General features: G+C 67.6%; 29 protein-coding genes and 1 tRNA gene. 14 read left to right on the top strand and 16 right to left on the bottom strand.

Annotated elements, in window-relative coordinates; all coding sequences use genetic code 11:
- Positions 1 to 47: 47 nt before the first annotated feature.
- Both BW41_RS07625 and ruvX read left to right on the top strand, forming a co-directional pair.
- Entirely contained in the window at positions 48 to 1157 is a 1110-nt protein-coding gene (locus BW41_RS07625) for a DUF3089 domain-containing protein (RefSeq protein ID WP_037533100.1), read from the top strand.
- The gene (ruvX, locus tag BW41_RS07620; RefSeq protein WP_037533098.1) at positions 1154 to 1615 is read left to right on the top strand and encodes a Holliday junction resolvase RuvX; all 462 of its coding nucleotides are present in this window, start codon (positions 1154 to 1156) and stop codon (positions 1613 to 1615) included. Before BW41_RS07625 ends, ruvX begins: the two co-directional genes overlap by 4 nt.
- A gap of 133 nt (positions 1616 to 1748) precedes the next feature.
- Here ruvX and BW41_RS20475 read toward each other — a convergent pair whose 3' ends face one another.
- Complete coding sequence (locus tag BW41_RS20475; RefSeq protein ID WP_200870368.1) at positions 1749 to 3242, bottom strand: ATP-dependent nuclease; 1494 nt, start codon at positions 3240 to 3242, stop codon at positions 1749 to 1751.
- Positions 3243 to 3639: 397 nt separating this feature from the next.
- Here BW41_RS20475 and BW41_RS07615 point away from each other — a divergent pair, with 397 nt between their 5' ends.
- Positions 3640 to 4623, top strand: coding sequence for an aspartate carbamoyltransferase catalytic subunit (locus BW41_RS07615; RefSeq protein WP_037533096.1), 984 nt, complete (start codon positions 3640 to 3642; stop codon positions 4621 to 4623).
- Positions 4620 to 5837: a dihydroorotase gene (locus BW41_RS07610; RefSeq protein ID WP_037533094.1), complete on the top strand. Its 1218-nt coding sequence runs from the start codon at positions 4620 to 4622 to the stop codon at positions 5835 to 5837. Before BW41_RS07615 ends, BW41_RS07610 begins: the two co-directional genes overlap by 4 nt.
- Positions 5838 to 5841: 4 nt before the next feature.
- On the opposite strand, the gene BW41_RS07605 is transcribed toward BW41_RS07610, so the two are convergent.
- Complete coding sequence (locus BW41_RS07605) at positions 5842 to 7101, bottom strand: tetratricopeptide repeat protein (RefSeq protein WP_037533089.1); 1260 nt, start codon at positions 7099 to 7101, stop codon at positions 5842 to 5844.
- Positions 7102 to 7142: 41 nt separating this feature from the next.
- Entirely contained in the window at positions 7143 to 7862 is a 720-nt protein-coding gene (locus BW41_RS07600) for a ParA family protein (protein ID WP_037533086.1), read from the bottom strand.
- 148 nt (positions 7863 to 8010) lie between these two features.
- Here BW41_RS07600 and BW41_RS07595 point away from each other — a divergent pair, with 148 nt between their 5' ends.
- Positions 8011 to 8994, top strand: coding sequence for an SPOR domain-containing protein (locus BW41_RS07595; RefSeq protein ID WP_037533085.1), 984 nt, complete (start codon positions 8011 to 8013; stop codon positions 8992 to 8994).
- Between the two features lies 1 nt (position 8995).
- Here BW41_RS07595 and serB read toward each other — a convergent pair whose 3' ends face one another.
- Positions 8996 to 9871 carry a phosphoserine phosphatase SerB gene (gene serB / locus BW41_RS07590; protein ID WP_037533084.1) on the bottom strand — a complete coding sequence of 292 codons (876 nt, stop codon included), beginning with the start codon at positions 9869 to 9871 and terminating at the stop codon, positions 8996 to 8998.
- Here serB and miaA point away from each other — a divergent pair.
- From miaA to BW41_RS07565, 5 genes are all read left to right on the top strand, one after another.
- Positions 9870 to 10799 carry a tRNA (adenosine(37)-N6)-dimethylallyltransferase MiaA gene (gene miaA, locus BW41_RS07585; RefSeq protein WP_037533310.1) on the top strand — a complete coding sequence of 310 codons (930 nt, stop codon included), beginning with the start codon at positions 9870 to 9872 and terminating at the stop codon, positions 10797 to 10799. The genes serB and miaA overlap by 2 nt on opposite strands.
- A 64-nt stretch (positions 10800 to 10863) precedes the next feature.
- Positions 10864 to 12609: an acetolactate synthase 3 large subunit gene (locus BW41_RS07580; RefSeq protein ID WP_037533083.1), complete on the top strand. Its 1746-nt coding sequence runs from the start codon at positions 10864 to 10866 to the stop codon at positions 12607 to 12609.
- 141 nt (positions 12610 to 12750) lie between these two features.
- Complete coding sequence (gene ilvN, locus BW41_RS07575; RefSeq protein ID WP_037533082.1) at positions 12751 to 13266, top strand: acetolactate synthase small subunit; 516 nt, start codon at positions 12751 to 12753, stop codon at positions 13264 to 13266.
- A gap of 108 nt (positions 13267 to 13374) precedes the next feature.
- A complete protein-coding gene (gene ilvC, locus BW41_RS07570; RefSeq protein ID WP_037533080.1) occupies positions 13375 to 14394 on the top strand; it encodes a ketol-acid reductoisomerase in 1020 nt (339 codons plus the stop codon).
- Positions 14395 to 14538: 144 nt separating this feature from the next.
- Positions 14539 to 15147, top strand: a complete 609-nt coding sequence (locus tag BW41_RS07565) for a YceI family protein (protein ID WP_037533077.1) — start codon at positions 14539 to 14541, stop codon at positions 15145 to 15147.
- A gap of 19 nt (positions 15148 to 15166) precedes the next feature.
- On the opposite strand, the gene BW41_RS07560 is transcribed toward BW41_RS07565, so the two are convergent.
- Positions 15167 to 15604, bottom strand: coding sequence for a BLUF domain-containing protein (locus BW41_RS07560; RefSeq protein ID WP_235199679.1), 438 nt, complete (start codon positions 15602 to 15604; stop codon positions 15167 to 15169).
- Positions 15605 to 15854: 250 nt separating this feature from the next.
- Here BW41_RS07560 and leuA point away from each other — a divergent pair, with 250 nt between their 5' ends.
- Positions 15855 to 17510 (top strand): 2-isopropylmalate synthase, encoded by a 1656-nt coding sequence (leuA, locus tag BW41_RS07555; protein ID WP_037533071.1) that lies wholly within the window; start codon positions 15855 to 15857, stop codon positions 17508 to 17510.
- 220 nt (positions 17511 to 17730) lie between these two features.
- Here the strand turns inward: leuA and BW41_RS07550 are convergent, their stop codons facing one another.
- From BW41_RS07550 to folE, 3 genes are read right to left on the bottom strand one after another with little or no spacing between them, the layout of a single operon-like run.
- Positions 17731 to 18081 (bottom strand): dihydroneopterin aldolase, encoded by a 351-nt coding sequence (locus BW41_RS07550; protein WP_037533069.1) that lies wholly within the window; start codon positions 18079 to 18081, stop codon positions 17731 to 17733.
- Positions 18074 to 18823, bottom strand: coding sequence for an SDR family oxidoreductase (locus BW41_RS07545; RefSeq protein WP_037533066.1), 750 nt, complete (start codon positions 18821 to 18823; stop codon positions 18074 to 18076). Before BW41_RS07545 ends, BW41_RS07550 begins: the two co-directional genes overlap by 8 nt.
- Positions 18817 to 19434 (bottom strand): GTP cyclohydrolase I FolE, encoded by a 618-nt coding sequence (gene folE, locus BW41_RS07540; protein WP_037533065.1) that lies wholly within the window; start codon positions 19432 to 19434, stop codon positions 18817 to 18819. The genes BW41_RS07545 and folE overlap by 7 nt, the downstream gene beginning before the upstream one ends.
- Positions 19435 to 19576: 142 nt before the next feature.
- On the opposite strand from folE, the gene BW41_RS07535 reads away from it, so the two are divergent.
- Together BW41_RS07535 and BW41_RS07530 are read left to right on the top strand one after the other, a co-directional pair.
- Entirely contained in the window at positions 19577 to 19780 is a 204-nt protein-coding gene (locus BW41_RS07535; RefSeq protein ID WP_037533063.1) for a DUF2945 domain-containing protein, read from the top strand.
- A gap of 47 nt (positions 19781 to 19827) precedes the next feature.
- Positions 19828 to 20088, top strand: coding sequence for an SWIB/MDM2 domain-containing protein (locus BW41_RS07530; protein WP_037533059.1), 261 nt, complete (start codon positions 19828 to 19830; stop codon positions 20086 to 20088).
- 82 nt (positions 20089 to 20170) lie between these two features.
- On the opposite strand, the gene BW41_RS21515 is transcribed toward BW41_RS07530, so the two are convergent.
- The 6 genes from BW41_RS21515 to BW41_RS07505 all read right to left on the bottom strand — a co-directional run bounded on the left by BW41_RS21515 (position 20171) and on the right by BW41_RS07505 (position 22884).
- On the bottom strand, positions 20171 to 20326 hold the full coding sequence (locus BW41_RS21515; protein ID WP_153810792.1) for a hypothetical protein: 156 nt from the start codon (positions 20324 to 20326) through the stop codon (positions 20171 to 20173).
- A gap of 188 nt (positions 20327 to 20514) precedes the next feature.
- Positions 20515 to 20591, bottom strand: a tRNA-Arg gene (locus BW41_RS07525).
- A 44-nt stretch (positions 20592 to 20635) separates the two neighbouring features.
- Positions 20636 to 21064: a DUF1178 family protein gene (locus BW41_RS07520; protein ID WP_037533056.1), complete on the bottom strand. Its 429-nt coding sequence runs from the start codon at positions 21062 to 21064 to the stop codon at positions 20636 to 20638.
- Positions 21061 to 21882, bottom strand: coding sequence for a carbon-nitrogen hydrolase family protein (locus BW41_RS07515; RefSeq protein ID WP_037533053.1), 822 nt, complete (start codon positions 21880 to 21882; stop codon positions 21061 to 21063). Before BW41_RS07515 ends, BW41_RS07520 begins: the two co-directional genes overlap by 4 nt.
- Positions 21879 to 22136 (bottom strand): glutaredoxin 3, encoded by a 258-nt coding sequence (grxC, locus tag BW41_RS07510; RefSeq protein ID WP_037533051.1) that lies wholly within the window; start codon positions 22134 to 22136, stop codon positions 21879 to 21881. Before grxC ends, BW41_RS07515 begins: the two co-directional genes overlap by 4 nt.
- Before the next feature lie 31 nt (positions 22137 to 22167).
- Positions 22168 to 22884 carry a ComF family protein gene (locus BW41_RS07505; RefSeq protein WP_200870378.1) on the bottom strand — a complete coding sequence of 239 codons (717 nt, stop codon included), beginning with the start codon at positions 22882 to 22884 and terminating at the stop codon, positions 22168 to 22170.
- Positions 22885 to 22974: 90 nt separating this feature from the next.
- On the opposite strand from BW41_RS07505, the gene BW41_RS07500 reads away from it, so the two are divergent.
- Positions 22975 to 23820: a class I SAM-dependent methyltransferase gene (locus tag BW41_RS07500; RefSeq protein WP_200870367.1), complete on the top strand. Its 846-nt coding sequence runs from the start codon at positions 22975 to 22977 to the stop codon at positions 23818 to 23820.
- Here the strand turns inward: BW41_RS07500 and uxuA are convergent.
- Both uxuA and BW41_RS07490 read right to left on the bottom strand, forming a co-directional pair.
- A complete protein-coding gene (gene uxuA, locus BW41_RS07495) occupies positions 23817 to 24980 on the bottom strand; it encodes a mannonate dehydratase (protein WP_235199678.1) in 1164 nt (387 codons plus the stop codon). The two genes, BW41_RS07500 and uxuA, sit on opposite strands and share 4 nt — an antisense overlap.
- A gap of 105 nt (positions 24981 to 25085) precedes the next feature.
- Positions 25086 to 25880 carry a FadR/GntR family transcriptional regulator gene (locus BW41_RS07490; protein WP_373276496.1) on the bottom strand — a complete coding sequence of 265 codons (795 nt, stop codon included), beginning with the start codon at positions 25878 to 25880 and terminating at the stop codon, positions 25086 to 25088.
- Between the last annotated feature and the right edge of the window lie 54 nt (positions 25881 to 25934).

Below are 25934 nucleotides of genomic sequence, written 5' to 3'. Positions count from 1 at the left end.
GCTCGTCCATCAGAAGCGCTCCCTGCCCTGCCCGGACACCGACACGCTTGGCCCGCAAATTCCTCTATGTCTTCGCCGCGCTGATCGCGCTCGTCATCGCCGGGGCGCTCGCCTATCGCCTGTACGGCGTCGAGATCCTGCGCATGGCGCTGGTCCCGTCGGAGGCGTTCAGGGCGCAGCCGCGCGTCGACGCCCAACGCTATGAAGCGCGCGCGATGTGGATCGCCCGGCCCGACATCGCCGGCAATCCGGCGCTGTGGACGCCCGCCGGCTACACGCCCGCGACCGCGCCCAGGGCGGCGGTGTTCTTCATCCACCCGACCTCCTACATCGGCCGCGACCATTGGAACGCCGCGCTCGACGATGCCGAGACCAACGCACGCGCCGCGATCTTCCTGCGCGGCCAGGCGAGCGCGTTCAACGCCGCCGGCGAGATCTGGGCGCCGCGCTATCGCCAGGCGACGTTCGGCGCCTTCCTGACCAGCGTCGCCGATGCCAATCGCGCGCTCGACCTCGCCTATGGCGACGTCGCCGCCGCCTTCGCCGCCTTCGTGGCGCAGGTCGATCCCAAGCGGCCGATCATCCTCGCCGGGCACAGCCAGGGCGCGCTCCACCTCACCCGCCTGCTGCGCGAGCAGATCGCCGGCAAGCCGATCGCGCGGCGCATCGTCGCCGCCTATGTCGTCGGCTGGCCGGTGTCCGAGGCGCACGATCTCGCCGCGCTCGGCCTGCCGCAATGCACCCGCCCCGATCAGGTGCGCTGCCTGCTGTCGTGGGAGAGTTTCGCCGAGCCCGCCGATCCGCGCCAGATCACCGACATCTACGATGCGACGACCGGCTTCGACGGCGCGCCCCGCAAGGGCAGCGACATGGTCTGCACCAATCCGCTGACCGGCACCGCCGATGCCGCCGCGCCGGCGAGCGCCAACCAGGGCACGCTCTACCCCAGCGCCGACCTCAGCAGCGCGACGATCGCCAGCGGCACGGTGCCCGCGCGCTGCGGCCCGCGCGGCTTCCTGCTGATCGGCACGCCGCCCGATCTCGGCAGCTACGTGCTGCCCGGCAACAATTACCACGTCTACGACTATAGCCTGTTCTGGGCCAACGTCCGCGCCGATGCGCAGCGCCGCCTCGCCGCCTTCGGGGCGTCGCGATGATCACCCCCGACCGCGCCGTCTTCCGCGAGGCGCTGCCGGACGGCGGGCGGCTGCTCGGGCTCGACCTCGGCAGCAAGACGATCGGCACCGCGCTTTGCGACGCCGGCTGGAGCTTCGCCAGCCCCGCGACGCTGATCCGCCGCGCCAAGTTCACGCAGGACAAGGCGGCGCTGGTCGCGCTGATCGCGGCGCAGCAGGTCAAGGGGCTGGTGCTCGGCCTGCCGCTCAACCTCGACGGCAGCGAGAGCCCGCGCAGCCAGTCGACCCGCGCCTTCGCGCGCAATTGCACCGACCTCGGCCTGCCGATCCTGCTGTGGGACGAACGCTGGTCGACGGTCGCGGTGGAACGCGTGATGATCGAACAGGACATGAGCCGCGCCAAGCGCGCCGAGCGGGTGGATAACCTTGCGGCGGCGCATATCCTGCAGGCGGCGATCGATGCGCTGGTGATGGTGTAGAAAAAAATCCTATAAGCAACTCTGCCTTCTTAGTTTTAGCCAGCCACTTCACAGGGTCCCATCACATAAGTGTTGCAGTCGCTTGGATCTCATGGACCCTGTGATAATACCCCTTGAAGCGCAAGCCGAACCTTTAGGCTGGCACCAAAGCTCCGGCCCCTTGCGCCACCTTTCCGATTAGTGTCCTAACAACGTCCGGATTGAATTGGGCCCACAAAGTCGTGAATGCGGATGCAACTGTATATCCCGGGATAAGTCCGAGCTTCTCACCGACTTGTGAGAATAGTAAATGGGTGTCTTTATTAGTTCTTCTCACTGACCTGCATACATCTAACACACTCGAGCTGTCTTCAAATTTTTGAAGTAGAGCCACTGATAGCTTACCTCCAATTTCGTCCCACCTATCAATACAATCGTCAAAAACGTAGGCTTCAGGGGCCTCGCCCGGCAGGCGGTAAACACGCTTCTCGTCACTGTCCTCCTGACGTGAATCTCCATCAATTACGCAAACAGATGGAACAGTGATTGCCGGATTGCTGTTATGATATTTGTTCATAGCGACAGCAGTACCATCACCTGACATTGCGTGCACTTGGAAATGGTCAATAATGGAGCGAGCACTCTGTCGCAGTATTGCTTCCACCCATATCTTTGCAAACTCATCTTCGACAAAGACAACCGAGGCAGTCTCGATTTGCCCCGTGATAGCTCGCAGCGAGGCAACGTCGAGCTTCCCTTGGAAGAGCTTGTCCTTCGTTGCGGACCACACCGCCTTGCTCGGAAGAGGATGCAATGCTTCATTAGAGTGCGTCGTAAATATTACTTGAATTTTTTTCCTCTCAGCCGCCCAAATTAAGTATTCTACCAGCCGAATTGTAGCAACCGGATGAAGTCCGTTCTCAATTTCTTCGATAAGAACCAAAGCATTATCTTTTGCTGCCTCAATGGAGGCAACCATCCTAATGATGCTAGACTCCCCGGCGCCAAAATGAAACTCGGAATAGCCAACCCCCGTCGACGTTTGTCCCGTCAAAAGCGTGACAGTTCCGCTGGGATGCACCTTGATCTCTTTAAACCCGGAAACATCCTTACCAAGTATCCTTGAAACCGCATCATTGATATCCGCTGAAAACGGTGCAACCCGCGCATCTGGAACCGAAAACTTTCGTGAGGTACAGCTAAGCAGCTCCTTTCTTTCGCTCGCGGGGACCGTCCTTGAAACCCCAAATAAAAGCGCTTGACGATTTAAAGCATCTCTGTTCCATTTGAGACTTTTGAAACTTGCAGTTCTTTGAAGAGAATTGCGCGTCACAATTTCTCGGTCAACGATATCATATTCGATTGACCAGTCCTGCATCCCGCTGTCGTACTTACCACTTTTGGAGAAAAAAGCTCGTGGCGGAATATCGCGGTATATGATTCCTGCCGCACCAAGCACGGTAGTTTTGCCGCCGCCGTTTGGGCCAATGATAGCAGTGACCGGAAAATCAAAAGATATTGGCTCATCTACAAAGCCACGAATCTTTTTTAGGGTTAGTTTTGCCAGATACTGCTTATAACTTTTTTCCGCTGCCTTTTCGAGCAAAGCATTGATCGTGCTATCGCGGACTTCGCTTTTAAATGCCACGAACATCCTCTCCCAAAAAGGTCCTCATGCCGCCGCGACATTAATAAATTGTGGAAGAAGCACAATGGTCTAGCTGTACACGCCCTTTTTATGAGTGCTCGCAAACGAGCTAAGAGGCAGGCACGAAGCTCTCGGGGTTTAATAGCCTCGCATGGCAATGAACTACGGTAGTTCGACTGCTGGCCGAGTACCCCTGTCCTACGTCCCTCCCCTCTGCTACACTCCACCCGGCTCTTTCACATCGCGAGTCCCACCACCACAAAATCCGAAACGATCCCCCCGGATCGTTTCCGTCAAGGTGTCCAACTTGTCCATGTTGCCGCATTGCTGCCACAATCCGTCGGCGGCAGCGGCCCCGCTTGCTCCCGCCCGCCCTGCGCGCTAACCGGCGCGCTTGATGAACCGTTCGGACCACCGCCCCGCCGCCCTGATCGAGGGCGGCGCCGTCTTCCCGCACCGGCACCTCACCGGCATCGACGGGCTCCAGCCGCATGAGATCGCCTTCCTGCTCGACGAGGCGGAAAGCTGGGTCGCGGCGAACCGCAGCCATGCCGCGCCCGACAAGCGGCTCGCCGGCCTCACCCAGATCAACGCCTTCTTCGAAAACAGCACGCGCACGCTGCTGAGCTTCGAGATCGCCGGCAAGCGGCTCGGCGCCGACGTCGTCAACATGCATGCGGCGCAGTCGAGCGTGAAGAAGGGCGAGACGCTGATCGATACCGCGCAGACGCTCAACGCGATGCGCGCCGACGTCATCGTTATCCGCCATATGGCGAGCGGCGCGGTGCGGCTGATCGCCGACAAGGTCGATTGCCCGGTGCTCAACGCCGGCGACGGCCGCCACGAACATCCGACGCAGGCGCTGCTCGACGCGCTCACCATCCGCCGGCGCAAGGGCAGCATCGCCGGCCAGCGCGTGGTGATCTGCGGCGACGTGCTGCACAGCCGCGTCGCGCGCTCGAACATTCTCGCGCTGACCGCGCTCGCCGCCGAGGTGCGGGTGTGCGCGCCCTCGACGCTGATGCCCGCCGGGATCGAGCGGATGGGGGTGGCGCCGTTCACCGATTTCGACGCGGCGCTGGTCGGCGCCGACGTGGTGATGATGCTGCGCGTCCAGAACGAGCGGATGGCGGGCGGCTATATCCCGTCGAGCCGCGAATATCGCCTCCGCTACGGGCTGACGCCGGAGCGGCTGGCGCGGCTGCCGGACGCGCTGGTGATGCATCCGGGGCCGATGAACCGCGGCGTGGAGATCGATTCGGTGGTGGCGGACGGGCCGCAGTCGGCGATCACCGAACAGGTGGAGATGGGCGTGGCGGTCCGGATGGCGTGTCTCGACGTGCTGACGCGGCGCGCGCGCGGCGTGGAGGGCTGGGCATGAGCACGATCGCCTTTCTCGATGCGACGCTCGCCTGCCCGGTCGGCGGGGTGACGCGCGGCGGGCTGCTCGTCCGCGACGGCGTGATCGTCGCGCGCGGCACGTTCGATCTGCCGGGCGATGCGGTGACGGTCGCCTGCGACGGCGCGACGCTGGCGCCGGGGATCGTCGATCTCGGCGTGTTCAAGGTCGATCGCGCCGCCTTCCGCGCCGGCGGCATCGTCCGCGTCGCGCTGATGCCGGACGGCAATCCGGTGCTCGACGATCCCGGCGTCGTCCAGCGCGCGGCGCTGATCGGCAAGCCCGACCTGTGGATCCACCCGATCGCCGCCGCGACGCAGGGGCTCGCCGGCACCGACATGGCGGAGATGGCGATCTGTCTGTCGGCGGGGGCGAAGGCGGTCGGCACCGGGCGCGGCTGGATCGCCGACACCGGCGTGATGCTGCGCGTCCTCGCTTATGCCCGCGACCTCGACATCGCGGTGATCGCGCATGGCGAGGACGGCACGCTCACCGCGGGCGCGGTGGCGACCGACGGCGAGACGGCGACGCGCCACGGCCTCCCCTCCGCGCCGGCGATCGCCGAGGCGCTGGCGGTGGCGCGCGACCTGATGCTCGCCGAGGAGACCGGCGCGCGCCTCCACATCCGCCAGGCGACCACCGCCGCGGCGTTCGACCTGATCCGCGCCGCCAAGCGCCGCGGGGTGCGCGTCACCTGCGGCATCACGCCCGCGCATCTCCACCTGTCGGACATCGCGATGAGCGACTTCCGCACCTACGCCCACCTCTCGCCGCCGCTGCGCAGCGAGGGCGACCGGCAGGCGGCGCGGGCGGCGGTGGCGGACGGCACGATCGACGTGCTGTGCTCGGGCCACGACCCGCACGGGCCGGAGGCGAAGCGGCTGCCCTTCGTCGATTCGGCGGCGGGGATGGCGGGGGCGGAAACGTTGCTGCCCTTGGGGCTGCTGCTGGTCCGCGACGGCGTGCTGCCGCTCGACCGGCTGCTGGCGATGCTGGCGGCGAATCCGGCGCGGGTGCTCGGTCTCGACACGGGGACGCTGGAGGTCGGCAAGCCCGCCGATCTGATGCTGTTCGATGCCGACACGCCGTGGCAGGTCGACGGCATGGCCTTCGCCTCGGCGGGCAATACGCCGTTCGACGGCCTGCCCGTCCAGGGCCGCGTGCTGCGCCTCTGGAAGGCCGGCCGCGAGATCTAGCCGGTCAGCGCGACGCCATCTGCACCGGCGTCCGCAGCCATTGCGCGATGCGGTCCCCCGCCTCGCGCCGGACGAAACAGGTGCCGCCCTCGGCGCGGAAGCGGTCGCACATCCGGTCGGCCTGGTCGCGGTCGAACCCGCCGATCGACAGGCGGTAGAGCGATCCTTGCGCGGCGGCGACGGTCGTCCCGGTCGGGCGATGCCCGGTCAGCGCGGAGAACCGTCGCTCCGCTCTGTCCCAGCCGGCATGCGCCGCCGCGGCGCTGCTGTACGCGCCGATCTGGACGTACCAGTCGCCCTCGCCCCGCTCGGCTATCGGGGTGACCGTCGCGCGGCGCACCGTGCGGCTGTCGACCCGCGCCATCATCGTCGGCAGCGGCTGCACCACCTCGCGTGCCGGCGCGAAGACGATCTTGGCGAAGGCGGCGCGGCTCGCATCCGGTGCCGGCGCGACCATCGGCGCGGCCTCTGCGAGCTGCACCGGCGCCTCCGCGGCCGGCATCACCGGCGCCGGCGCGTTGAGCGCCAGCGCGACCGGCCGGCCGGCATCGGGCGCAGGCGTCACGCCGAGCAGGCTCGCGACCTGGTCCGACGCCGATTTGGGCTGCGCGAAGGCAGCCCATTGTTCGAGCCGCGCGTCGACGTCGGCCACGGACATGTCCGCCGCCGCCGCCACCCGCGCCATGTTCCACTGGCCGGCGAGCGCATAGCTCAGCGCGAGATTCTGCCGCACCTTGGCATCGGCACCCGGCGCCCGCGCCGCAGCGTTGAGCGTCGCGATCGCCGCCGCCGGATTGCCCGCCAGCGCCGTGGCGAGGCCGAGATCGCCGATCGGGATCACCGCCTGATACTGCGCCAGCGTCGCCTGCGCCGCCGCCCAGTCGCCGGTCGCGATCTGCGCGAGCGCGAGGTTGAGCGCGGCCTTGCCGTTGCCGGGGGCGAGCTGCACCACCTCGGCAAAGGTATCGCGCGCCGAGGCGAACCGCCCCGCCTGCTGATAGGCTTGCCCCAGCAACAGGCGATAGCCGGCATCGCGCGGCGCCAGCGCCACGGCGCTTTCGGCGAGCTCGATCGCCTGGGTGGCATCGCGGCGGGCGAGCGCCTTGCCCGCTGCGGCGGCATCGCGCGCGGCGGTCTTCGCCTGCACCTTGGCGCTGCGATCGCTCGCCGCGGCGATCCGGTCACCGCCGCCCGCGCAACCGACGACCGAGCCGCCCAGCATCAGGGCCGACAGGCCGAACGACAGGATCAGACGGGCACGCATCGCGGAAGCTCCATGAGGTGGTCGGGCGGTAAGGGCATGCGTCATCCGGCGGTCACCCGCCGGCCGAAGCCGCCGGTCGCAGGACGCGCACCGAAGCCGCCGCCGTTGACGGTCGGCACGCTGAACACGGTGCGGCGGAAATTCTTTTCGAGCCGGCCGCAGATATGCGTCCACAGATGCGCGATCTCCCCGGCGGGATCGCCGTCGGGGTCGCTCTCCATGACGGTGCCGCCGTCGATCATCGCTGCGGCATAGTCGGCACGCTGGTGGACGGTGACCGGCGCGACGCTGCCGTGATGCGACAGCGCGACGGTCGTCTCGGCGTTGAGCGGCGCATCGGGAGTCGCGCCGTTGAGCACGAAGACCAGCGGCTTGCCCGCACGCTGGCAGAGATCGACGGTGGCGGCGGCGGCGCGGACGTCATGCGGCGAGGGCCGCACCGGCACGACGACGAGCTCGGCGACATGGACGACGCCCTGCGTCACCACCGCATTGCCGGGCGGCGTGTCGATCATCGCCAGCTTGAACCCCTGCTGCCGCAGCACGTCGAGATCGGCGGACAGACGCGTCGCGCTGGTCTGGGCGAAGGCGGGGCGGTCGCCGCTGCGATCGTCCCACCAGTCGGACAGATTGGCCTGCGGGTCGAGATCGAGCAGCACGACCGGGCCATGGCCGGCGCGCTCGGCCTGCACCGCCAAATGCCCGGCCAAGGTCGTCTTGCCCGAACCTCCTTTTTGCGATGCCATCGCGAGAACGCGCATAGGGCCCCTTGAATTGCTGTCGCCACCCGTCAGCATGACTGCCACGACAGCGCTAACAAGCAGTTAAGGGACCCCTTCGCGCCGATCCCTCTTTGCGGCGGCAAGCGTCCGGGGCATGGTGCGGTGGATGGTGAAAAGGGTGACAAGCATGCGGAACACCGGTTGGATCGCAGGCGCGCTGCTCGCCTGTCTCGTGGCTGCGCCGGCCGTGGCGCAGGACGTCAAGGCGGGGGTCGACGCCTGGGGCCGCGGCGACTTCCCCGCGGCGGTGGCGCAGTGGCGCGGTCCGGCGATGTCGGGCGACGCCGACGCGCAGTTCAATCTGGGGCAGGCCTATAAGCTCGGCCGCGGCGTGCCGCTCGATCCGGCGCTGGCGGAAAGCTGGTTCCGCAAGGCGGCGCTGCAAGGCCACCCCCAGGCAGAGGACAATTACGCCTTCGCGCTGTTCCAGGCCGGCCGCAAGGCGGAGGCGCTGCCCTGGCTGGAGAAGTCGGTGAAGCGCGGCGAACCGCGGGGGCAGCTCGTGCTCGGCACGATGCTGTTCAACGGCGACGGCGTGCCGCGCGACTATCCGCGCGCCTATGCGCTGATGACGCTGGCGTCGCAGGCGCGGCTCAAATCGGCGTCTGAGACGCTCGCGCAGATGGATCAATATATCACACCGGCGGACCGCGAACGCGGCATCGCGCTGGCGCGGCGCTATTCTGCGGACCTGGATGCTGCGCCCGCCGCCGCCGCGCGCGACGTCGCCGCCAGCGAACCGCGCCCGCCCGCCGCCAAATCGGCCCCCTCGCCCGCTCCGACGGCAACGCGCAAGCGTGCGCCGGCCGAACTGTCGCCCGATCGTCCGGTCGCCGACCGCATCACGCCGCTCGCCAAGACGCCGCCCCTCCCCGCCGTCGCGCCGGCGGCGACCGGCGGCGCGTGGAAGATCCAGCTCGGTGCCTTCAGCACGCAGGCCAATGCGCAGACGCAATGGTCGCGCGTCCGCGGCAAGCTGTCCGGCGCGCAGCCCATCTATGCCAAGGCGGGGAACGTCATTCGCCTGCAAGCCAGCGGGTTCGGCTCCCGCGCGGCGGCGCAGAAGGCATGCGCGGCGTCCGGCGTCTCCTGCGTCGTCGTCGCGCCGTAACTCACTCGACCCATTCGGTGCGGCGATAGCCCTGCGCGTAGAGCAGCGCGGACAGGTCGCCATGATCGATCCGCGCGGCTGCCGCCGCGGCGACGATCGGCTTGGCATGATAGGCGACGCCCAGCCCGGCGCGTCCGATCATCGCCAGGTCGTTCGCGCCGTCGCCCACCGCGAGCGAGAGCGCGCGTTCGATGCCGCGCTCGACCAGCCAGTCCCCCAGCGTCTGCTCCTTGGTCGCCGAACCGACGATCGGCTTGGTCACCGTGCCGGTGAGGCGACCGTCGGCGACCTCCAGCACGTTGGCGATCGCGCGATCGAAGCCGATCTCCGCAGCCACCGGCTCGGCGAACCGGGTGAAGCCGCCGGAGACCAGCACGGCCGCGGCGCCATGCGCCCGCATCGTGCGGACGAGCGACTTGGCCCCCGGCATGATCCGCACCCGTTCGGCGAGACATTGCGCGATCACCCGTTCGTCCAGCCCCGCGAGCAGCGCCACCCGCGCATCGAGCGCGCCCTCGAAGTCGAGTTCGCCGCGCATCGCCGCCTCGGTCACCGCTGCGACCTGCGCCTTGATGCCGGCATAATCGGCTAGCTCATCGATACATTCGACCGTGATCATCGTCGAATCCATATCGGCGACGAGCAGCGCCTTGCGCCGCCTAGCGGTCGGCTGAACGATCACGTCGGTGCGTGCGAATGCCCCCTCCAGCGCCGCCCGCGCCGCGTCGGGATCGGCGGCGAAGGCGAGGTCGGCGGCGACCTCGGGCTCGAGCCATGTCGTGCCGGCCGGTGCGCACCCCGCCGCCGCGAGCCGATCGCTCGCCGCCGACAGATCGCCTGCGCCGATCGTTTCGCCTATAAGCGTCGCGGTGAACATCGCAGTCTCCAACCCCAAGCCGAAGGTCGCGCTCATCGCAGGGCCGACCGCGAGCGGCAAGTCCGCCGCGGCGATCCGCCTGGCCCAAACGCACGACGGCATCGTCATCAATGCCGACGCAAGCCAGGTCTATGCCGATCTGCGCATCCTCACCGCCCGCCCCGATGACGCCGACATGGCGGGCGTACCCCACCGCCTGTTCGGCCATGTCGATGCCGCCGACGCAGGCTATTCCGCCGCACGCTGGGCCGCCGAGGCGCGGACTGCGATCGCCGCAGCGCATGCCGAGGGCCGCGTGCCGATCCTCGTCGGCGGCACCGGCCTGTATCTGCGCACCCTGATCGACGGTATCGCGCCGGTGCCGCCGATCGACCCGGCGGTGCGTGCCGAGGTGCGCGCGCTGCCGGTGGTGGTCGCGTACCGCATGCTCGCCGAGGAAGACGCCGCCGCGGCGGCCCGGCTCGCCCCCGCCGATACGACCCGGGTCGCGCGTGCGCTGGAAGTGGTGCGTTCGACCGGGCGACCACTGGCGGCGTGGCAACAGGATCGTGCCGGCGGCATCGGCGACGCGATCACGCTCGCCGCCGCGGTCCTGCTGCCCGACCGTGACGCGTTGTTCGACCGTATCGACACGCGCTGCATCGCGATGATCGCCGAGGGCGCGGTCGATGAGGTGGCGGCGTTGCTCCGCCGCGACGATATCGCCGACGATGCGCCGATCCGCCGGGCCATCGGTGTGCCGCCGATCGCCGCCCTGCTCTCCGGGACGATCGACCGGACCGAAACGCTCGCCCGACTCCAGCTCGACACGCGCCGCTATGCCAAGCGGCAATATACCTGGTTCCGTAATCAACCTCCCAGCCAATGGGTGCGAGAGACAGATTCATTCGCTTTAACATCATCAATAGCAACTTTATTGCTTGATTAGGGTTGACCCTACTGGAGCCGGGCGCTAACCGCACCGCACCATTTTTCGAGGTTGGAGACATACCGTGGGCGAAAAGAGCGGAGCAGACATCCTGGTCGAGGCGCTGTGCGATCTCGGCGTGGAGGTCGTGTTCGGCTACCCCGGTGGGGCGGTCTTGCCGATCTATGACGCGATGTTCCGCTCGGGGCGGATCAAGCACATCCTCGTCCGTCACGAACAGGCCGCGACGCATGCCGCCGAAGGCTATGCCCGCTCGACCGGCAGGCCCGGCGTCGTGCTCGTCACCTCCGGGCCGGGGGCGACGAATGCGGTCACCGGAATCACCGACGCACTGCTCGATTCGATCCCGATGGTCGTCATCACCGGTCAGGTGCCGACCGCGCTGATCGGCACCGACGCCTTCCAGGAGGCGGATACGGTCGGCATCACGCGGCACTGTTCGAAGCACAATTATCTGGTCAAGGACCCGGCGCTGCTCGGGGCGACGATCCACGAGGCGTTCCATATCGCCACCTCGGGCAGGCCCGGGCCGGTCGTGGTCGACATCCCCAAGGACGTCCAGGTCGCGACCGCGCGCTACAGCAAGCCCGGTCCGATCCAGCACAAGACCTATCGCCCGCAGCTCAAGGCGCCGCAGACGCAGATCGAGCAGGTCGTCGACATGCTCGCCGCCGCCGAGCGGCCGATCCTCTATACGGGCGGCGGGATCATCAATTCGGGTCCGGCCGCGTCGCAACTGTTGCGCGAACTGGCGCGGATCACCGGTGCGCCGGTGACGTCGACGCTGATGGGTCTCGGCTGCTTCCCCGCCTCGTCCGACCAGTTCCTCGGCATGCTCGGCATGCACGGGACCTACGAGGCTAATATGGCGATGAACCAGGCCGATCTGATCGTCGCGATCGGCAGCCGCTTCGACGACCGCGTCACCGGCCGGCTCGACGCGTTCAGCCCGAACAGCCGCAAGGTCCATATCGATATCGACCGGTCGAGCGTGAACAAGAACGTCCGCGTCGACCTCGCGATCATCGCCGATGCCGGCCATGCCCTCGAGGACATGGTGCGCATCTGGAAGTCGCGCCAGCATCCGCGCCCCGATACGCGCGCATGGTGGGACCGTATCAACGGCTGGCGGGCGAAGCAGAGCCTCAGTTTCCCGGAGACGGGCGAGGCGATCATGCCGCAGCGCGCGGTGCGCGCCTTGTGGGAGGCGACGCATCACCGCGATCCGATCATCACCACCGAGGTCGGCCAGCATCAGATGTGGGCGGCGCAGCATTTCGGCTTCGAGAAGCCCAACAAATGGTTGACCAGCGGTGGGCTGGGCACGATGGGCTATGGCCTGCCCGCCGCGATCGGCGCGCAGCTCGGCAATCCGCGCGCGCTCGTGATCGACATCGCCGGCGAAGCGTCGATCCAGATGAACATTCAGGAGCTCGCCACCGCCTCACAATACCGGCTGCCGGTCAAGATCTTCATCCTCAACAACGAATATATGGGGATGGTGCGCCAGTGGCAGGAGCTCACCTATGAGAGCCGCTATGCCGAAAGCTATTCGGATTCGCTGCCGGACTTCGTCCGGCTGGGCGAGGCCTATGGCTGGAAGGGCATCCGCATCGACGCCCGCGCCGATCTCGACGACAGCATCCAGGCGATGCTCGACCATGACGGGCCGGTGATCGTCGACTGCCGCGTCGCCAAGCTCGCCAATTGCTTCCCGATGATCCCGTCGGGCGCCGCGCATACCGAGATGATCCTGCAGGCGAACGAAGTGTCGGGCACGATGGACGACGAGGCCAAGGCACTGGTTTGACCCGATTCTCCCCGGCACGGGGAGTAGGACCATGCGGAACATGGTGGAGGGGGAATGCGGCAGGCGGCGACGCGGGTGGAGGTCCCCCTCCACCACTCGCTGCGCGATCGGTCCCCCTCCCCGTTCCCGGGAGGAATGACATTGCATATCAAGACCGAAGCTGCCGAACGCCACACGCTGGCGGTGATCGTCGACAACGAGCCGGGCATCCTCGCCCGGATCGCCGGCCTGTTCACCGCGCGCGGCTACAATATCGAGAGCCTCACGGTGTCGGAGATCACTGCCGACAAGTCGGTCAGCCGCATCACCATCGTCACCAGCGCGTCGCCGGCGACGATGGAGCAGATCATCGCCCAGCTCGACCGATTGGTGCCGGTGCACAAGGTCACCGACCTGACGGCTCAGGGCGCGCACGTCGAGCGTGAGTTAGCCCTGATCAAGGTCGCGGGCAGCGGCGATCACCGGATCGAGGCGCTGCGCCTCGCCGACGTCTACCGCGCGCGGGTGGTGGATGCGACCACCACCAGCTTCGTCTTCGAGGTGACGGGCTCGATCGAGAAGATCGACAAGTTCGTCGAGCTGATGGCGGAGGTCGGGCTGATCGAGGTCGCCCGCACCGGCATCGTCGCCATCGCCCGCGGCCGCGAGGCGGCGTAAGGCACCGCGATCGTCTTCGTCATCCCCGCGCCGGCGGGGAACCATCATCACTGACCGCAGCGGGTATGGATTCCCGCCTCCGCGAGAATGACAAAGGGACCGAATACCATGAAAGTCTATTATGATCGCGACGCCGATCTGAACCTGATCACCGACAAGAAGATCGCCATCGTCGGCTATGGCAGCCAGGGTCACGCGCATGCGCAGAACCTGCGCGACAGCGGCGTCAAGGATATCGCGATCGCGCTGCGCGAGGGTTCGGCGACGGCGAAGAAGGCGATCGACGCCGGCTTCAAGGTGCTGTCGAACAAGGAAGCGGCACAATGGGCGGACATCGTCATGATCCTCGCCCCCGACGAGCACCAGGCGGCGATCTGGGACGCCGACCTGAAGGGCAACATGAAGCCCGGCGCAGCGCTGGCCTTCGCGCACGGCCTCAACGTGCATTTCGGCCTGATCGAGCCGCCCGCCGACATCGACGTCATCATGATCGCGCCCAAGGGCCCCGGCCATACGGTGCGCAGCGAATATGTCCGCGGCGGCGGCGTCCCCTGCCTGATCGCGATCCATCAGGATGCCAGCGGCAATGCGCATGACGTCGCGCTCGCCTATGCGAGCGGCGTCGGCGGCGGCCGCTCCGGGATCATCGAAACCAACTTCCGTGAGGAATGCGAGACGGACCTGTTCGGCGAGCAGGCGGTGCTGTGCGGCGGCATCACCCACCTGATCCAGGCCGGGTTCGAGACGCTGACCGAGGCCGGCTACGCGCCGGAGATGGCCTATTTCGAATGCCTGCACGAGACCAAGCTGATCGTCGATCTGCTGTATGAGGGCGGCATCGCCAACATGCGCTATTCGATCAGCAACACCGCCGAATATGGCGACATCACCACCGGCCCGCGGATCATCACCGACGAGACCAAGAAGGAGATGAAGCGCGTGCTCGCCGACATCCAGTCGGGTCGCTTCGTCAAGAACTTCGTCCTCGACAACCGCGCCGGCCAGCCCGAGTTGAAGGCGGCGCGCAAGCAGGCGGCGGCGCATCCGATCGAGAAGGTCGGCAGCGACCTGCGCGCGATGATGCCGTGGATCGGTGCCAACAAGCTGGTCGACAAGGCAAAGAACTGACCTGACGCGAGGGGCCGCCTGTCCGGGCGGCCCTTTTCCGCCGCAGCCGACCCGGACTCGCTTCGCGAACGATCCGTTTCGGCTTTGCCTCTTCCGCTCCGATCGGCGTCATGGTTTAACCTCCGAAACAATTCGGAGCTTCCCATGCGTCTTCTTCTCGCCGCCCTGATCGCCACCGCCGCCGTGCCGGCCATTGCGCAAGCCCCCGCCGGACTGCCCGGTGCGCCGAACAAGGCTCTCGTCACCGCCGGCACCTATGCGGTCGATCCGGCGCATACGCAGGTGACGTGGACGCTCAACCACATGGGCTTCAGCATGCTGAGCGGCCAGTTCGGCGCGCAGGGCGGCACACTGACGATCGATCCCGCCAAGCCGGCGGCGACCAAGCTCGACGTCACCTTCGCGATCGACCAGCTGTCGGTTACCGCCGAGCCCTTCTCCCATCACCTGAAATCGAAGGACTTCTTCGACGTCGCGACCTACCCCACCGCCCGTTTCGTCTCGACCGGCGTGGTCGCCAACAGCACCAGCGCCAGGATCACCGGCAATCTGACGATCAAGAACGTCACCAAGCCGGTGACGATCGACGCGACCTTCGTCGGCGCCGGCACCAATCCGATGAACAAGAAGCTAAACTTCGGCTTCCGCGGCACGGCAACGATCAAGCGCAGCGATTTCGGCCTCGGCTATGCGACGCCGATCGTTGCCGACGACGTCAAGCTCGACATCAACGCCGCGTTCACGGCGCAATAAGCGACGGGCGCGTCGCCGCTCAGGCGGCGCGCCGGACCTTGGCGAAGCCGGCGAAGGTCGCCTGGACCATCGGATCGGCCTGCGCGGTCAGTTGCTCGATTCGCGCCATCGCCGCCTCGCCGTCGTTCGCCTGCGGATAGGCCATCGCCCATTCGCCGAATTCGCGTTGCTCGATCTGACGGTTGGACAGGATGACCAGCGCATGATGGCGGTCGTCCGCCTGGATGCGCGCGAAGGTGGCGTCCACCGTCGCCGGATCGCCTTCCAGGACTTGCAGAAAGCGTTTGCCGTCGAAGAACAGCAGGCCGGTGATACGCGCCCGCGCATTGTTGCGGCGCGATTGGGCGAGGATCGCGGCAGGATCGACTGTCGCCTGGCGCCGAATGCTGCTGATATAGACGAGTTGCTGCACCATAAGCCTTTCGAAACCACCGCGTTCCCACAGATCACGGAGCATGTCCGGCTAGCCTGAGCAGCCTTAACGACCCGTCAACGGCGTTTCCCGGTGCCATCACGGCTGGACAAGCGCATCCGCCTCCGCCAAGACTGCGTCCATCATGGACCGCACGACCCTTCTCCTGCGACTTATCCGCCCTTAGGGCGGCCGTTGCTCGTGCACGCTTCCCTAAGGGCCGGATAGAGCTTCAGCGCCCCATCAGCCGCGCCTCGTCCCGACGATGCGCCGCGCGACCAGACGGAACCGAGACATGCTGCGCGATCCCGCGACCAAATACCGCCCCTTCCCGACGATCGACCTGCCCGATCGGCAATGGCCCTCCCGCGTCATCACCCGCGCGCCGCGCTGGCTGTCCACCGACCTGCGCGACGGCAACCAGGCGCTGATCGATCCGATGGACGCGGAGAAGAAGACGCGGCTGTTCGACCTGCTCGTCAAGGTCGGCCTCAAGGAGATCGAGGTCGGTTTTCCCAGCGCCGGCGCGACCGAATTCGACTTCATCAGCGGGCTGGTCAAGACCGGCCATATCCCCGACGACGTCTTCGTCCAGGTGCTCACCCAGTCGCGCCGCGACCTGATCGAGACGAGCTTCGCCAGTCTCGACGGTGCGAAACAGGCGATCGTCCATCTCTACAACGCGGTGTCACCGGCGTGGCGCAAGATCGTGTTCGGCATGACGCGCGACGAGGTCAAGCGGATCGCCGTCGAGGGCGTCAAGGTGCTGCGCGACGAGGCGGCGAAACGCCCCGACACCGACTGGCGCTTCCAGTACAGCCCGGAAACCTTCTCGACCGCCGAACTCGATTTCTCGCTCGACGTCTGCGTCGCGGTGATGGACGTGTTGCAGCCCACCCCTGAGCGGCCGATCATCTTCAACCTGCCGGCGACGGTCGAATGCGCGACGCCCAACGTTTATGCCGACCAGATCGAATGGTTCGCGCGCAATATCCCCAATCGCGACGCGGTGGTGATCTCGCTGCATACGCATAACGATCGCGGCACCGGCGTCGCGGCGGCGGAACTGGGGCTGATGGCGGGCGCCGACCGCGTCGAAGGCTGTCTGCTCGGCAATGGCGAGCGCACCGGCAATTGCGATCTCGTCACCGTCGCGCTCAACATGTACACGCAGGGCGTCTCGCCCGAACTCGACCTGTCCGACATCGACGGGATCGTCAACACGATCAATTATTGCACGAATATTCCGGTGCATCCGCGCACCCCCTATGCCGGCGATCTGGTCTTCACCGCCTTCTCGGGCAGCCATCAGGATGCCATCAAGAAGGGCTTCGCCGCACAGGCCGCGCGCAACGACGAACTCTGGGAAGTCCCCTATCTGCCGATCGACCCGGCCGATCTCGGCCGCAGCTACGAAGCGGTGATCCGGGTCAATTCGCAGTCGGGCAAGGGCGGCGTCGCCTGGGTGATCGAGCAGGACAAGGGATTGAAGCTGCCCAAGCGGCTGCAGGCCGACTTCAGCCGCCACGTCCAGGCGCTCGCCGACGAGACCAGCCGCGAGCTCGGCGCCGCCGATATCTGGGCGCGGTTCGAGGCGACCTATCTGCCGCGCGACGGCGACCGCTTCGTGCTGCGCGACTATGAGGAAAGCGGCGGTGCGGGCGAGCGCCTGTTCGTCGGCCGCGTCGCCATCGACGGCGAGGAACGCTCGCTCAGTGGACGCGGCAACGGCTTGATCTCGGGCGTGATCGCCGCGCTCGGCGACACCGGGCCGCAGCTCGACGTGGTCGACTATAGCGAACATGCGATCGGCCATGGTGCCGACGCGCAGGCCGCCGCTTACGTCGAATGCCGCACCGCGGACGGCCGCACCGTCTTCGGCGTCGGGATCGACAGCGACATCGCCACCGCGAGCGTCCGCGCAGTGCTCAGCGCCGCCAACCGCGCCTGACGTGCTGGCACTGATCGCCCTCGCGCTCGCGACACCGCAGGTCTGCACCGAGCAGACCAGAATATGTCGCGCGTGCACGACGCGGCTCGGCAAGCCGGTGTGCTCGACGGTCGGCATTGCCTGCCAGCCGCGGGTGCGGCGTTGCTCCCCTCCCCCGCCTCAGCATGACGGTCGGTCGGTACGTCCAGATCACCGCCGGCCTTCATGACGGCACCGGCTGCTAGCGCGAGCGGACGATCTCACAGCCGACCGCCGCATCGGGATAGACGTCGGGCTTGAGCGAGCGGACGCGCACCGATCGCACGCGCGGATCGGCGAGGCACAGGCTCGCCACCGCCTCGACCAAAGTCTCCTGCAGGGCGAAGCCGGGGCCGGCCGCCATCGCGCGGATGCCGTCGCGCAGGAAATCGTAATCGAGCACCGCGTCGATCGTATCGCCGTCCGGCACCGCGGGATAGGCCACCGTCATCCAGACCGACAGGCGCACGCGCTGCGGCTCGGCCTCATGGGGATGGATGCCGAGCCGCATCGCCACCTCGAGCCCCTCGAGGATCGTCGTATATTCAGCCATGCCGGCCTGCGAACATCACGTCGCCGTCGCGGCGGATGAACCGCTGCCCGCAGTCGACGTAGAGCGTCTGCCCGGTCACGCTGCGCGCATCGAGCAGATAGACCACCGCCGCGGCGACCGCGTCCGCCCCCACCGGGTGCCGCAGCAGATTGTCGGAGGCGACCGCGGCGAACTCGGCCTCGCTCTGGTCGCCGCTCGGCAGGGTGATCCCCGGCGCCACCGCATTGACCCTCACCTTGGGGGCGAGCGCCTGGGCGAGCATCTCGGTCGCACCGGACAGCGCATATTTGCTCATCGTATAGCTGAAGAAATCCGGATTGGGGTTGGCGAGCTTCTGGTCGAGCAGATTGACCACTGCCGCATCCTCGACGTCCGGCTGCGCCGCGAGCGCCGCGGCGAGCCGCGCCGGTGCCACCGCGTTGATGCTGTGGAGCCGGGTGGCGAGCGCCGGATCGATCGCCTCAGGCCGGTCGAAGGCGAAGAGCGACGCGCTGTTGACCAAGGCGGTGATCGCGCCGCCTGCCGCCTCGCGCGCCTGCGCGATCAGCGTATCGACCACGGCGGCATCGGCAAGGTCGCCCTGCACCATCGTGCCGCCCAGTTCGCCGGCCAGCGCCTGCCCCGCTTCGGTCGAGCCATGGCAATGCACCACCACCCGCCATCCGGCGGCCGCGCAGGCCCGCGCGATCGCCGCGCCGAGCCGTTTCGCACCGCCGGTGACAAGCACGGTGCGGCTCAACATCCCATCAGCGCCAGCACTTCCTTGCGGCTGCGGTCATCGTCCCGGAACACGCCCATCATCCGGCTCGTCACCATGCTCACCCCCGGCGTGCGGACGCCGCGGGCGGTCATGCAGGCGTGGCTCGCCTCGATCACCACGGCGACGCCCTGCGGCTTGAGATTGTCCCAGATGCAATCGGCAACCTCGGCGGTCAGCCGCTCCTGCACCTGCAACCGACGGGCGAAGCCGTGCAGTACGCGGGCGAGCTTGCTGATCCCGACGACGTGATCCTTGGGCAGATAGGCGATATGCGCCTTGCCGATGATCGGTGCCATATGGTGTTCGCAATGCGACTGGAACGGAATGTCCTTGAGCAGCACGATCTCGTCATAGCCGCCGACCTCCTCGAATACCCGCGACAGGTGGCGCGCGGGATCGTCGGCATAGCCGGCGCAATATTCCTTCCACGCCTTGGCGACGCGCCGCGGCGTATCGACCAGCCCCTCGCGCGTCGGATCGTCCCCGGCCCAGCGGATCAGCGTGCGGACCGCGGCCGCGACCTCCTCGGGGACGACCGCCGCCTCACCGGCGGGAAGATCGCCCTCGTCGGGGGCGTCGTGCTCATCGATCATCTGCGTTCCTTTGCCTCGCCGTCACCGCGCTCGCGCCATCCTTAAATACGATTCGACACCCCGTCCAATCGCGGTTTCTCCGCCGATGCAACCGTTTGACGCGGCTACGCGCTGTTGCCGTCACCAGCGATGGAGAGAGACGATGACCGAACTGAAGAAGGGCGACGAAGTGACCTGGAAGAGCCATGGCGGCACCGCGCATGGCAAGGTCGAGAAGAAGCAGACCAGCGATACCGAGATCAAGGGCCACACCGTCCGCGCATCGAAGGACGACCCCCAATATATTGTAGAGAGTGACAACGGCGGAAAGGCAGCGCACAAGGCGGCCGCGCTGAAAAAAGCGTAACGTTCACCGCGCCCGGGCTGGACCGGGCGCGAGCAGGAAGGAATGCGATGGCTACGACTACCAAGACCGGCGGCATCCACGCGCCCGTACAGCCCTCCCCGGAGCTGAGCGCGATCGTCGGCAACGAGAAGCTGCCGCGCAGTCAGGTGATCAGCAAGGTGTGGGACTATATCAAGTCGAACAACCTGCAGAACCCTGAGAACAAGCGCGAGATTCTCGCTGACGACAAGTTGCAGAAGGTCTTCGGCCGCGACAAGTGCACGATGTTCGAGATGAACAAGTACATCTCGCAGCACGTCAAGGCCTGAGCTTTACGGTTCGTCAAGCGGGGGCATCGCGCCACAGGGCCGGCGATGCTCCCGCACTGACGGGAACCGCGAACCGTCTAGCCTAACGCCTGTCGATCGCGACGAACGGCAAGGCGATCGCGGAGGCGATGATCATCACCACACCGACGAGGACGTAGAGCCAGAAGGCGAGCGGCTTGCCGCGCGAGCCGGCAACCGGCGCGGCTTGCGCCGGGTCGACGGCCACCGGCGTCGTCACAGAAATCGTCTGACTCACCACGTTGGTCCCGAAATATGATCCGCTCGATAACATAGCGTGGCTATGTTGCTGCTGTTTTACAAGGTCGGCAGCCTGCGCCGCCCGCTGCCGGGGGCACGATCATCAGGCACGGCGCTATGCCTTGCCCGGTGTAGTCAGGCAAGCCGGACCGCTTCAGGACAGCAGGATGGTGACCCCGGCGCGATTCGAACGCGCGACCTACAGATTAGGAATCTGGCGCTCTATCCGGCTGAGCTACGGGGCCACTGCGCGCCTTGATACCGGGCGGCGCGGGGCGGGTCCAGCGGGTCAGTTGGTCTTTTCGGGTGGCACGACCGGGCACAGCAAGGGCGCGACCGGGACGCCGTCGTCGACGAGCGCCTTCGCCTCGGCGAGGCTGGCCTGACCGTGAATCGGCCGCACCGTCTCGGCGCCATCGTGCATCGCGCGGGCGCGGCTCGCGAAATCGGTGCCGACCCAGGACGACCCCGCAAGCGCCTTGGCCTGTTCCGCAGCGATCGACTGAAGCGCGGCCTTGATCGCCTCCGGAGCGACATCGCGGCGCCGGTTGCCCTTGGCGGCGATGCTCGGCGCCATCAGCGCCTTGCCGATCGTGGTATCGCCGCACATCGGACAGACGAGCTGCCCGGCCGCGCGCTGATCGTCATAGGCGCTGGTCGAGGCGAACCAGGCCTCGAAGACATGGTCGCCGCTGCACCGCAGATCGAAGACGATCATGACCGCGTCACAGGCGGGATCGTCCGCGCATGGTCGAGCACCGGGATGCGCGCGCGGACGTCGGCGACACGGGCCGGATCGATCTCGGCGAGGCCAAGCCCCCGCGCCTCGCCCATGTCGAGCAGCACGTCGCCCCACGGATCGATGACCAGCGAATGGCCATAAGTGGTGCGGCCATCCTCATGCGCGCCGGCCTGCGCCGCGGCGATGACGTAGCAGCCGGTTTCGATCGCCCGGGCGCGCATCAGGGCATGCCAATGCGCGGCTCCGGTCGGGCGGGTGAACGCCGCCGGGATCGCGATCATCTGCGCGCCGGCCTGCGCCAGCGTCGCGAACAGCGCGGGAAAGCGCAGGTCGTAACAAATCGACAGGCCTAACGGCCCGATCGGCGTATCCACGACCACCGCATGATCGCCGGGCGCGTAGGCCGCCGATTCCCGCCACGACTCGCCGTTCGGCAGGTCGACATCGAACAGATGCAGCTTGTCGTAGCGTGCCCGGATCGCTCCGCTTCCGTCGATGACGAAGCTGCGGTTGGCCAGCTTGCCGTCGTCACGGCGTACCGCGAGCGAGCCGATATGCACCCAGATACCGGCGCCCGCCGCCGCCTGTCGCGCCGTCGCAAGCACCGGATCATCGGCCTCGCCGCGGATCGACGCGGCGGCGCGCGCCCGGTCGCGATCGATCAGCCCGGCCATTTCGGGCAGGAAGAGCATGCCGGCGCCATTCGCCGCCGCGGCAGCGATCCCGTGGCGGATATCCGCGGCATTGACGGCGGGGTCGATCCCGCTCGTCATCTGCAGCAGCGCGATCTTCATGCCGCGAGCAGCGGATCCAGTCCTCCGCGCGCGTTGAGCGCGGCGAGATCGTCCGAGCCGCCGATATGCTTGCCGTCGATGAAGATCTGCGGCACCGTGGTACGGCCATGCGCGCGCTGGATCATCTCCTGCCGCTGCGGCCCGCCCATCGAGATATCGTGTTCCTGCGGCGCCACGCCCTTGCTCGCCAGCAGCGCCTTGGCGCGCGTGCAATAGGGGCAGAAGGCTTTGGTGTAGATTTCGATATGTGCCATGCCAAGGAGGTGCGGGCTGATGCGCGGCTTGTCAATCGCCGCCCGATCCCACCACCCGCGCCCAGCAGACGATCGTCACCGCGCTCGCCCCCGCCGCCAGCAGCACCTGCGTACAGGCCGCAGCGGTAGCGCCGCTGGTATAGACGTCGTCGACCAACGCGATGCTGCGGCCGGCGATCCGCGTCGGGTCGGGGACCGCGAACGCGCCCGCCACCGCCGCGCGGCGCTGGCTGCGGCCGAGCGACCGGAGCGGCACGGTGGCGCGGCGGCGGCGCAGCGCGAAGGGATCATGCGGAATGGCGGTGCGGCGGTGGATCGCCGCGGCGATCAGCGCCGCCTGATTATAGCCGCGCTGCCACAGCCGCCAGCGGTGCAGCGGCACCGGCACGAACAGATCGACGCCCGGGGGGACGACCGCCGCCACCCGCCCCGCCACCGGCGCGGCGATGCCGCCCCGCCCGCCATATTTAAGCTTGAGCGCCAGCCGCCGCGCGATCGCGCCATAAGCCACCGCGGCGCGGATGCCGGCGTGGCGCGGCGGATCGATGCGGCATCGCTTGCAGACCTCCGCTCCCCGCTCCTCCGGCAGCGGCCGGTTGCACGTCGCACACCAGGGCGGGGTCAGCCAGCGCAGCTCGCCCCAGCAGCCTCCACAGAAGAGATGATCCGCCGCGACCGGCGTGCCGCAGCCGGGGCATCGCGGCGGCAGCAACGCCGCCACGACCGTCGCGATGCCGGCGCTGATCATCCGCCATGCCAGCGCCCTGCCCGCCCGTCGCCCCCCGATCGACCGCATGCCTGCTTGTCGCGCACGCCGCTAACGGGCACAAGCCTGCGGGTGACCGCCGACATCTTCGATCGCTCCGCCCGCCGCCTGCGCCGCGACCGCGCCGCCGCGCATTATCCCGATCATGCCTTCCTGCGCGACGTGATGGTCGAAGGGTTGCTCGAACGGCTCGACGCGGTGAAGCGCGACTTCCGCGACGTGCTCGACATCGGCGCCCCTGATTGCAGCCTGACGATCCCCGGCGCCCGCATCGCGCGGATCGATCCCGGCTTCCGCTTCGCGCAGGCTGCCGGCGGCATCCAAGGCGAAGAGGATCATCTGCCCTTCGCCGACGCCAGTTTCGATGCGGTGCTGAGCGCCGGGGTGCTCGACCAGGTCAATGATCTTCCCGGCGCGCTGACGCTGATCCGCCGGGTGCTGCGCCCCGACGGCCTGTTCCTCGGCGCCTTCCTCGGCGGCGGCAGCCTGCCGGCGCTGCGGGCAGCCTTGCGCATCGCCGAGGGCGAACGGCCGGCAGCGCGGCTGCATCCGCAGATCGACGTGCGATCGGCGGGCGATCTGCTGATGCGGGCCGGGCTGACCTTGCCCGTCGCCGATATCGAGACGTTCGATGTCCGCTATGCAAGCTTCGGGCGGCTGCTCGACGACCTGCGCGGCATGGCGGCGAGCAACATCCTCGCCGCACGCTCCGCCATGTCGCGCGAGACGCTCGCGCGCGCCGCCGCCGCCTTCGCCGCCGCGGCGGGCCCGGACGGACGGACAACCGAACGGTTCGCGATCGTCTTCGTCACCGGCTGGGCCCCCGATCCGTCGCAGCCCAAGCCGGCGCGACGCGGCAGCGGCACCTCGTCGCTCGCCGCAGCGCTGCGGGTCCCGACCAGCCCGCCCGACGCCTAGACGGCGCCCACCGCTCCCCGGGCGGCGAGCAGCCCGGCTTCGAGGCCGCGCAACTCGGCGAGCCCGCGCAGCCGCCCGATCAGCGAATAGCCCGGATTGGTCTGACGATAGAGGTCGTCGGCCATCTGATGGCCGTGGTCGGGCCGCATCGGCAGCGATCGTCCGCTCCGCTGCTGAAGATCGAGCACCGCCGCCATGATCGCCGGCATGTCGGCGTCGCCCTGCAGATGCTCCGCCTCGTGGAACGCGCCGTCCGGCTCGCGCTGCACCGAGCGCAGATGCAGGAAACCGATCCGCTCGCCCAACCGATCGACGATGCCGGGCAGATCATTGTCCGCGCGCACGCCGAGCGAACCGCTGCAGAAGCACAGGCCGTTGGCCGGTGACGGCACCGCCGCGAACAGTGCCGCGAGATCCGCTTCGGTGCTGACGACGCGCGGCAGCCCGAAGATCGGGAACGGCGGATCGTCGGGATGGACGACGAGATGGACCCCTTCCGCTTCGGCGACCGGGCAGACGGCGGCGAGGAAGGCGTGGTGATGCGCGCGCAGCCGGTCGGCGTCGATCGAGGCATAGCTGCCGATGTGGCGCAGGAAGTCGGCGGAGGTGAAGCTTTCCTCGCTGCCCGGCAGCCCGGCGATGATCGTTCGTTCGAGGCGGGCCCGCCCGGCTTCGTCGAGGCTGTCGAAACGGCGCGCCGCCGCGTCGACCACGTCGGCGGCATAGTCCTGCGCCGCGCCGGGCCGGCGCAGGATGTGAATGTCATAGGCGGCGAGCGCGACCGGCTCGAAGCGCAGCGCACGGGCGCCGTCGGGCAATTCCCAGCCGAGGTCGGTCCGCGTCCAGTCCAGCAGCGGCATGAAGTTATAAGTGACGACGTGAATCCCCTGCGCGGCGAGCCGGCGCAGGCTGACGATATAGGCTTCGATCAGCTGGTCCCAGTCCGCCGACCGTGTCTTGATGCCCTCGGCCACCGGAAGGCTTTCGACCACTGTCCAGTCGAGCCCGGCATCTTCGATCATCGCCTTGCGCGTGGCGATCGCCGCCTCCGGCCAGGCCTCGCCATTGGGGATGTCATGCAGGGCGGTGACCACGCCGGTCGCGCCCGCCTGACGGATCGCGGCGAGCGGCACCGGATCGTTCGGGCCAAACCACCGCATGGTCTGGGTCATTGTCATCTGTGCCTCGCCCCATCTGTTATCGGACCGGGCGTAGCAGCGCAATGATTGGTCTGACAACCTTTTAAAGGTGGTAAGCCACGCGTCTTACGCCGCCGGCGCGACGCCGAAGCGCTGACGCGTCGTCGCCAACGAGCGCCGGACCTCTTCGACCGCCAGTTCCTCGGTGCGGAACAGCAGGTGATCCATGACGGCCGACAGATGGGCCCGCATCGCCGCCCGCGCCGCATTGGCATCGCGCGCGCGCAGGGCGTCGATGATCGTGATATGCTCCTCGACGACCGGCCGCACCTTGGCGTTCCGCGCCTTCGCATGGAGCAGGGCGCATTCCGGCGAGGTCGATCGCAGATGCCAGAGATCCTCGATCGTCCGCAACACGCCGGCATTGCGTGTCGCGCCGGCGATGGTGAGGTGGAAATCGCGGTCGGCCTCCTCGGTCACCTCGGGAAGCAGATTCTCCGTCTTCATCGCGGCGACGAGCGCATCGAGCCGGTCGATCTGCTCATCGGTGATGTGCAAAGCAGCGAGCGCCGCGGCCTCACCCTCGAACAGGAGACGCGCTTCGGTCAATTCGAAGGCGGTGATCGCGAAGCCCGGCTCCTCGCCCTGCCCCGGCAAGCGGCAGACATAGGCACCCGACCCGACCCGGACCTCGATGAACCCCTGTACCTCCAGCGCGATCAATGCCTCACGGACTGCGGGCCGGCTCGCGCCATAGGTGATCGCGAGCTCGCGCTCGGCAGGAAGGCGATCGCCGACCAGATAGGCACCCGATGCGATCTGATCGAAGAGCTTGCGGGCCAGCCGCTGATAGAGGCGGTCGCTGGCGGCGTCCGCTAAGGGTTCGTCCTTTGCCGGCCGGCGGATCATCGTCTTGGACATCGGACTTACCAATCAGTAGGGTAGAGGAATCCTTCTACACCGACAAATACGGCG

It is taken from the genome of Sphingomonas sp. RIT328 (genome assembly GCF_000632225.1).
Taxonomy (GTDB): Bacteria; Pseudomonadota; Alphaproteobacteria; order Sphingomonadales; family Sphingomonadaceae; genus Sphingomonas; species Sphingomonas kyungheensis.
The sequence above is the reverse complement of the archived record's forward strand: the minus strand, read 5'-3'. Positions and strand labels throughout refer to the sequence as shown.

Excerpts from the sequence above, each read along its gene's own strand:
- ruvX (WP_037533098.1), top strand. The coding sequence starts at position 1,154 with ATGATCACCCCCGACCGCGCCGTCTTCCGCGAGGCGCTGCCGGACGGC.
- BW41_RS07615 (WP_037533096.1), top strand. The coding sequence starts at position 3,640 with ATGAACCGTTCGGACCACCGCCCCGCCGCCCTGATCGAGGGCGGCGCC.
- BW41_RS07610 (WP_037533094.1), top strand. The coding sequence starts at position 4,620 with ATGAGCACGATCGCCTTTCTCGATGCGACGCTCGCCTGCCCGGTCGGC.
- BW41_RS07605 (WP_037533089.1), bottom strand. The coding sequence starts at position 7,101 with ATGCGTGCCCGTCTGATCCTGTCGTTCGGCCTGTCGGCCCTGATGCTG.
- BW41_RS07600 (WP_037533086.1), bottom strand. The coding sequence starts at position 7,862 with ATGCGCGTTCTCGCGATGGCATCGCAAAAAGGAGGTTCGGGCAAGACG.
- BW41_RS07595 (WP_037533085.1), top strand. The coding sequence starts at position 8,011 with ATGCGGAACACCGGTTGGATCGCAGGCGCGCTGCTCGCCTGTCTCGTG.
- serB (WP_037533084.1), bottom strand. The coding sequence starts at position 9,871 with ATGTTCACCGCGACGCTTATAGGCGAAACGATCGGCGCAGGCGATCTG.
- ilvC (WP_037533080.1), top strand. The coding sequence starts at position 13,375 with ATGAAAGTCTATTATGATCGCGACGCCGATCTGAACCTGATCACCGAC.
- BW41_RS07565 (WP_037533077.1), top strand. The coding sequence starts at position 14,539 with ATGCGTCTTCTTCTCGCCGCCCTGATCGCCACCGCCGCCGTGCCGGCC.
- BW41_RS07560 (WP_235199679.1), bottom strand. The coding sequence starts at position 15,604 with ATGCTCCGTGATCTGTGGGAACGCGGTGGTTTCGAAAGGCTTATGGTG.
- leuA (WP_037533071.1), top strand. The coding sequence starts at position 15,855 with ATGCTGCGCGATCCCGCGACCAAATACCGCCCCTTCCCGACGATCGAC.
- BW41_RS07550 (WP_037533069.1), bottom strand. The coding sequence starts at position 18,081 with ATGGCTGAATATACGACGATCCTCGAGGGGCTCGAGGTGGCGATGCGG.
- BW41_RS07545 (WP_037533066.1), bottom strand. The coding sequence starts at position 18,823 with ATGTTGAGCCGCACCGTGCTTGTCACCGGCGGTGCGAAACGGCTCGGC.
- folE (WP_037533065.1), bottom strand. The coding sequence starts at position 19,434 with ATGATCGATGAGCACGACGCCCCCGACGAGGGCGATCTTCCCGCCGGT.
- BW41_RS07535 (WP_037533063.1), top strand. The coding sequence starts at position 19,577 with ATGACCGAACTGAAGAAGGGCGACGAAGTGACCTGGAAGAGCCATGGC.
- BW41_RS07530 (WP_037533059.1), top strand. The coding sequence starts at position 19,828 with ATGGCTACGACTACCAAGACCGGCGGCATCCACGCGCCCGTACAGCCC.
- BW41_RS07520 (WP_037533056.1), bottom strand. The coding sequence starts at position 21,064 with ATGATCGTCTTCGATCTGCGGTGCAGCGGCGACCATGTCTTCGAGGCC.
- BW41_RS07515 (WP_037533053.1), bottom strand. The coding sequence starts at position 21,882 with ATGAAGATCGCGCTGCTGCAGATGACGAGCGGGATCGACCCCGCCGTC.
- grxC (WP_037533051.1), bottom strand. The coding sequence starts at position 22,136 with ATGGCACATATCGAAATCTACACCAAAGCCTTCTGCCCCTATTGCACG.
- BW41_RS07505 (WP_200870378.1), bottom strand. The coding sequence starts at position 22,884 with ATGATCAGCGCCGGCATCGCGACGGTCGTGGCGGCGTTGCTGCCGCCG.
- uxuA (WP_235199678.1), bottom strand. The coding sequence starts at position 24,980 with ATGCGGTGGTTTGGCCCGAACGATCCGGTGCCGCTCGCCGCGATCCGT.
- BW41_RS07490 (WP_373276496.1), bottom strand. The coding sequence starts at position 25,880 with ATGTCCAAGACGATGATCCGCCGGCCGGCAAAGGACGAACCCTTAGCG.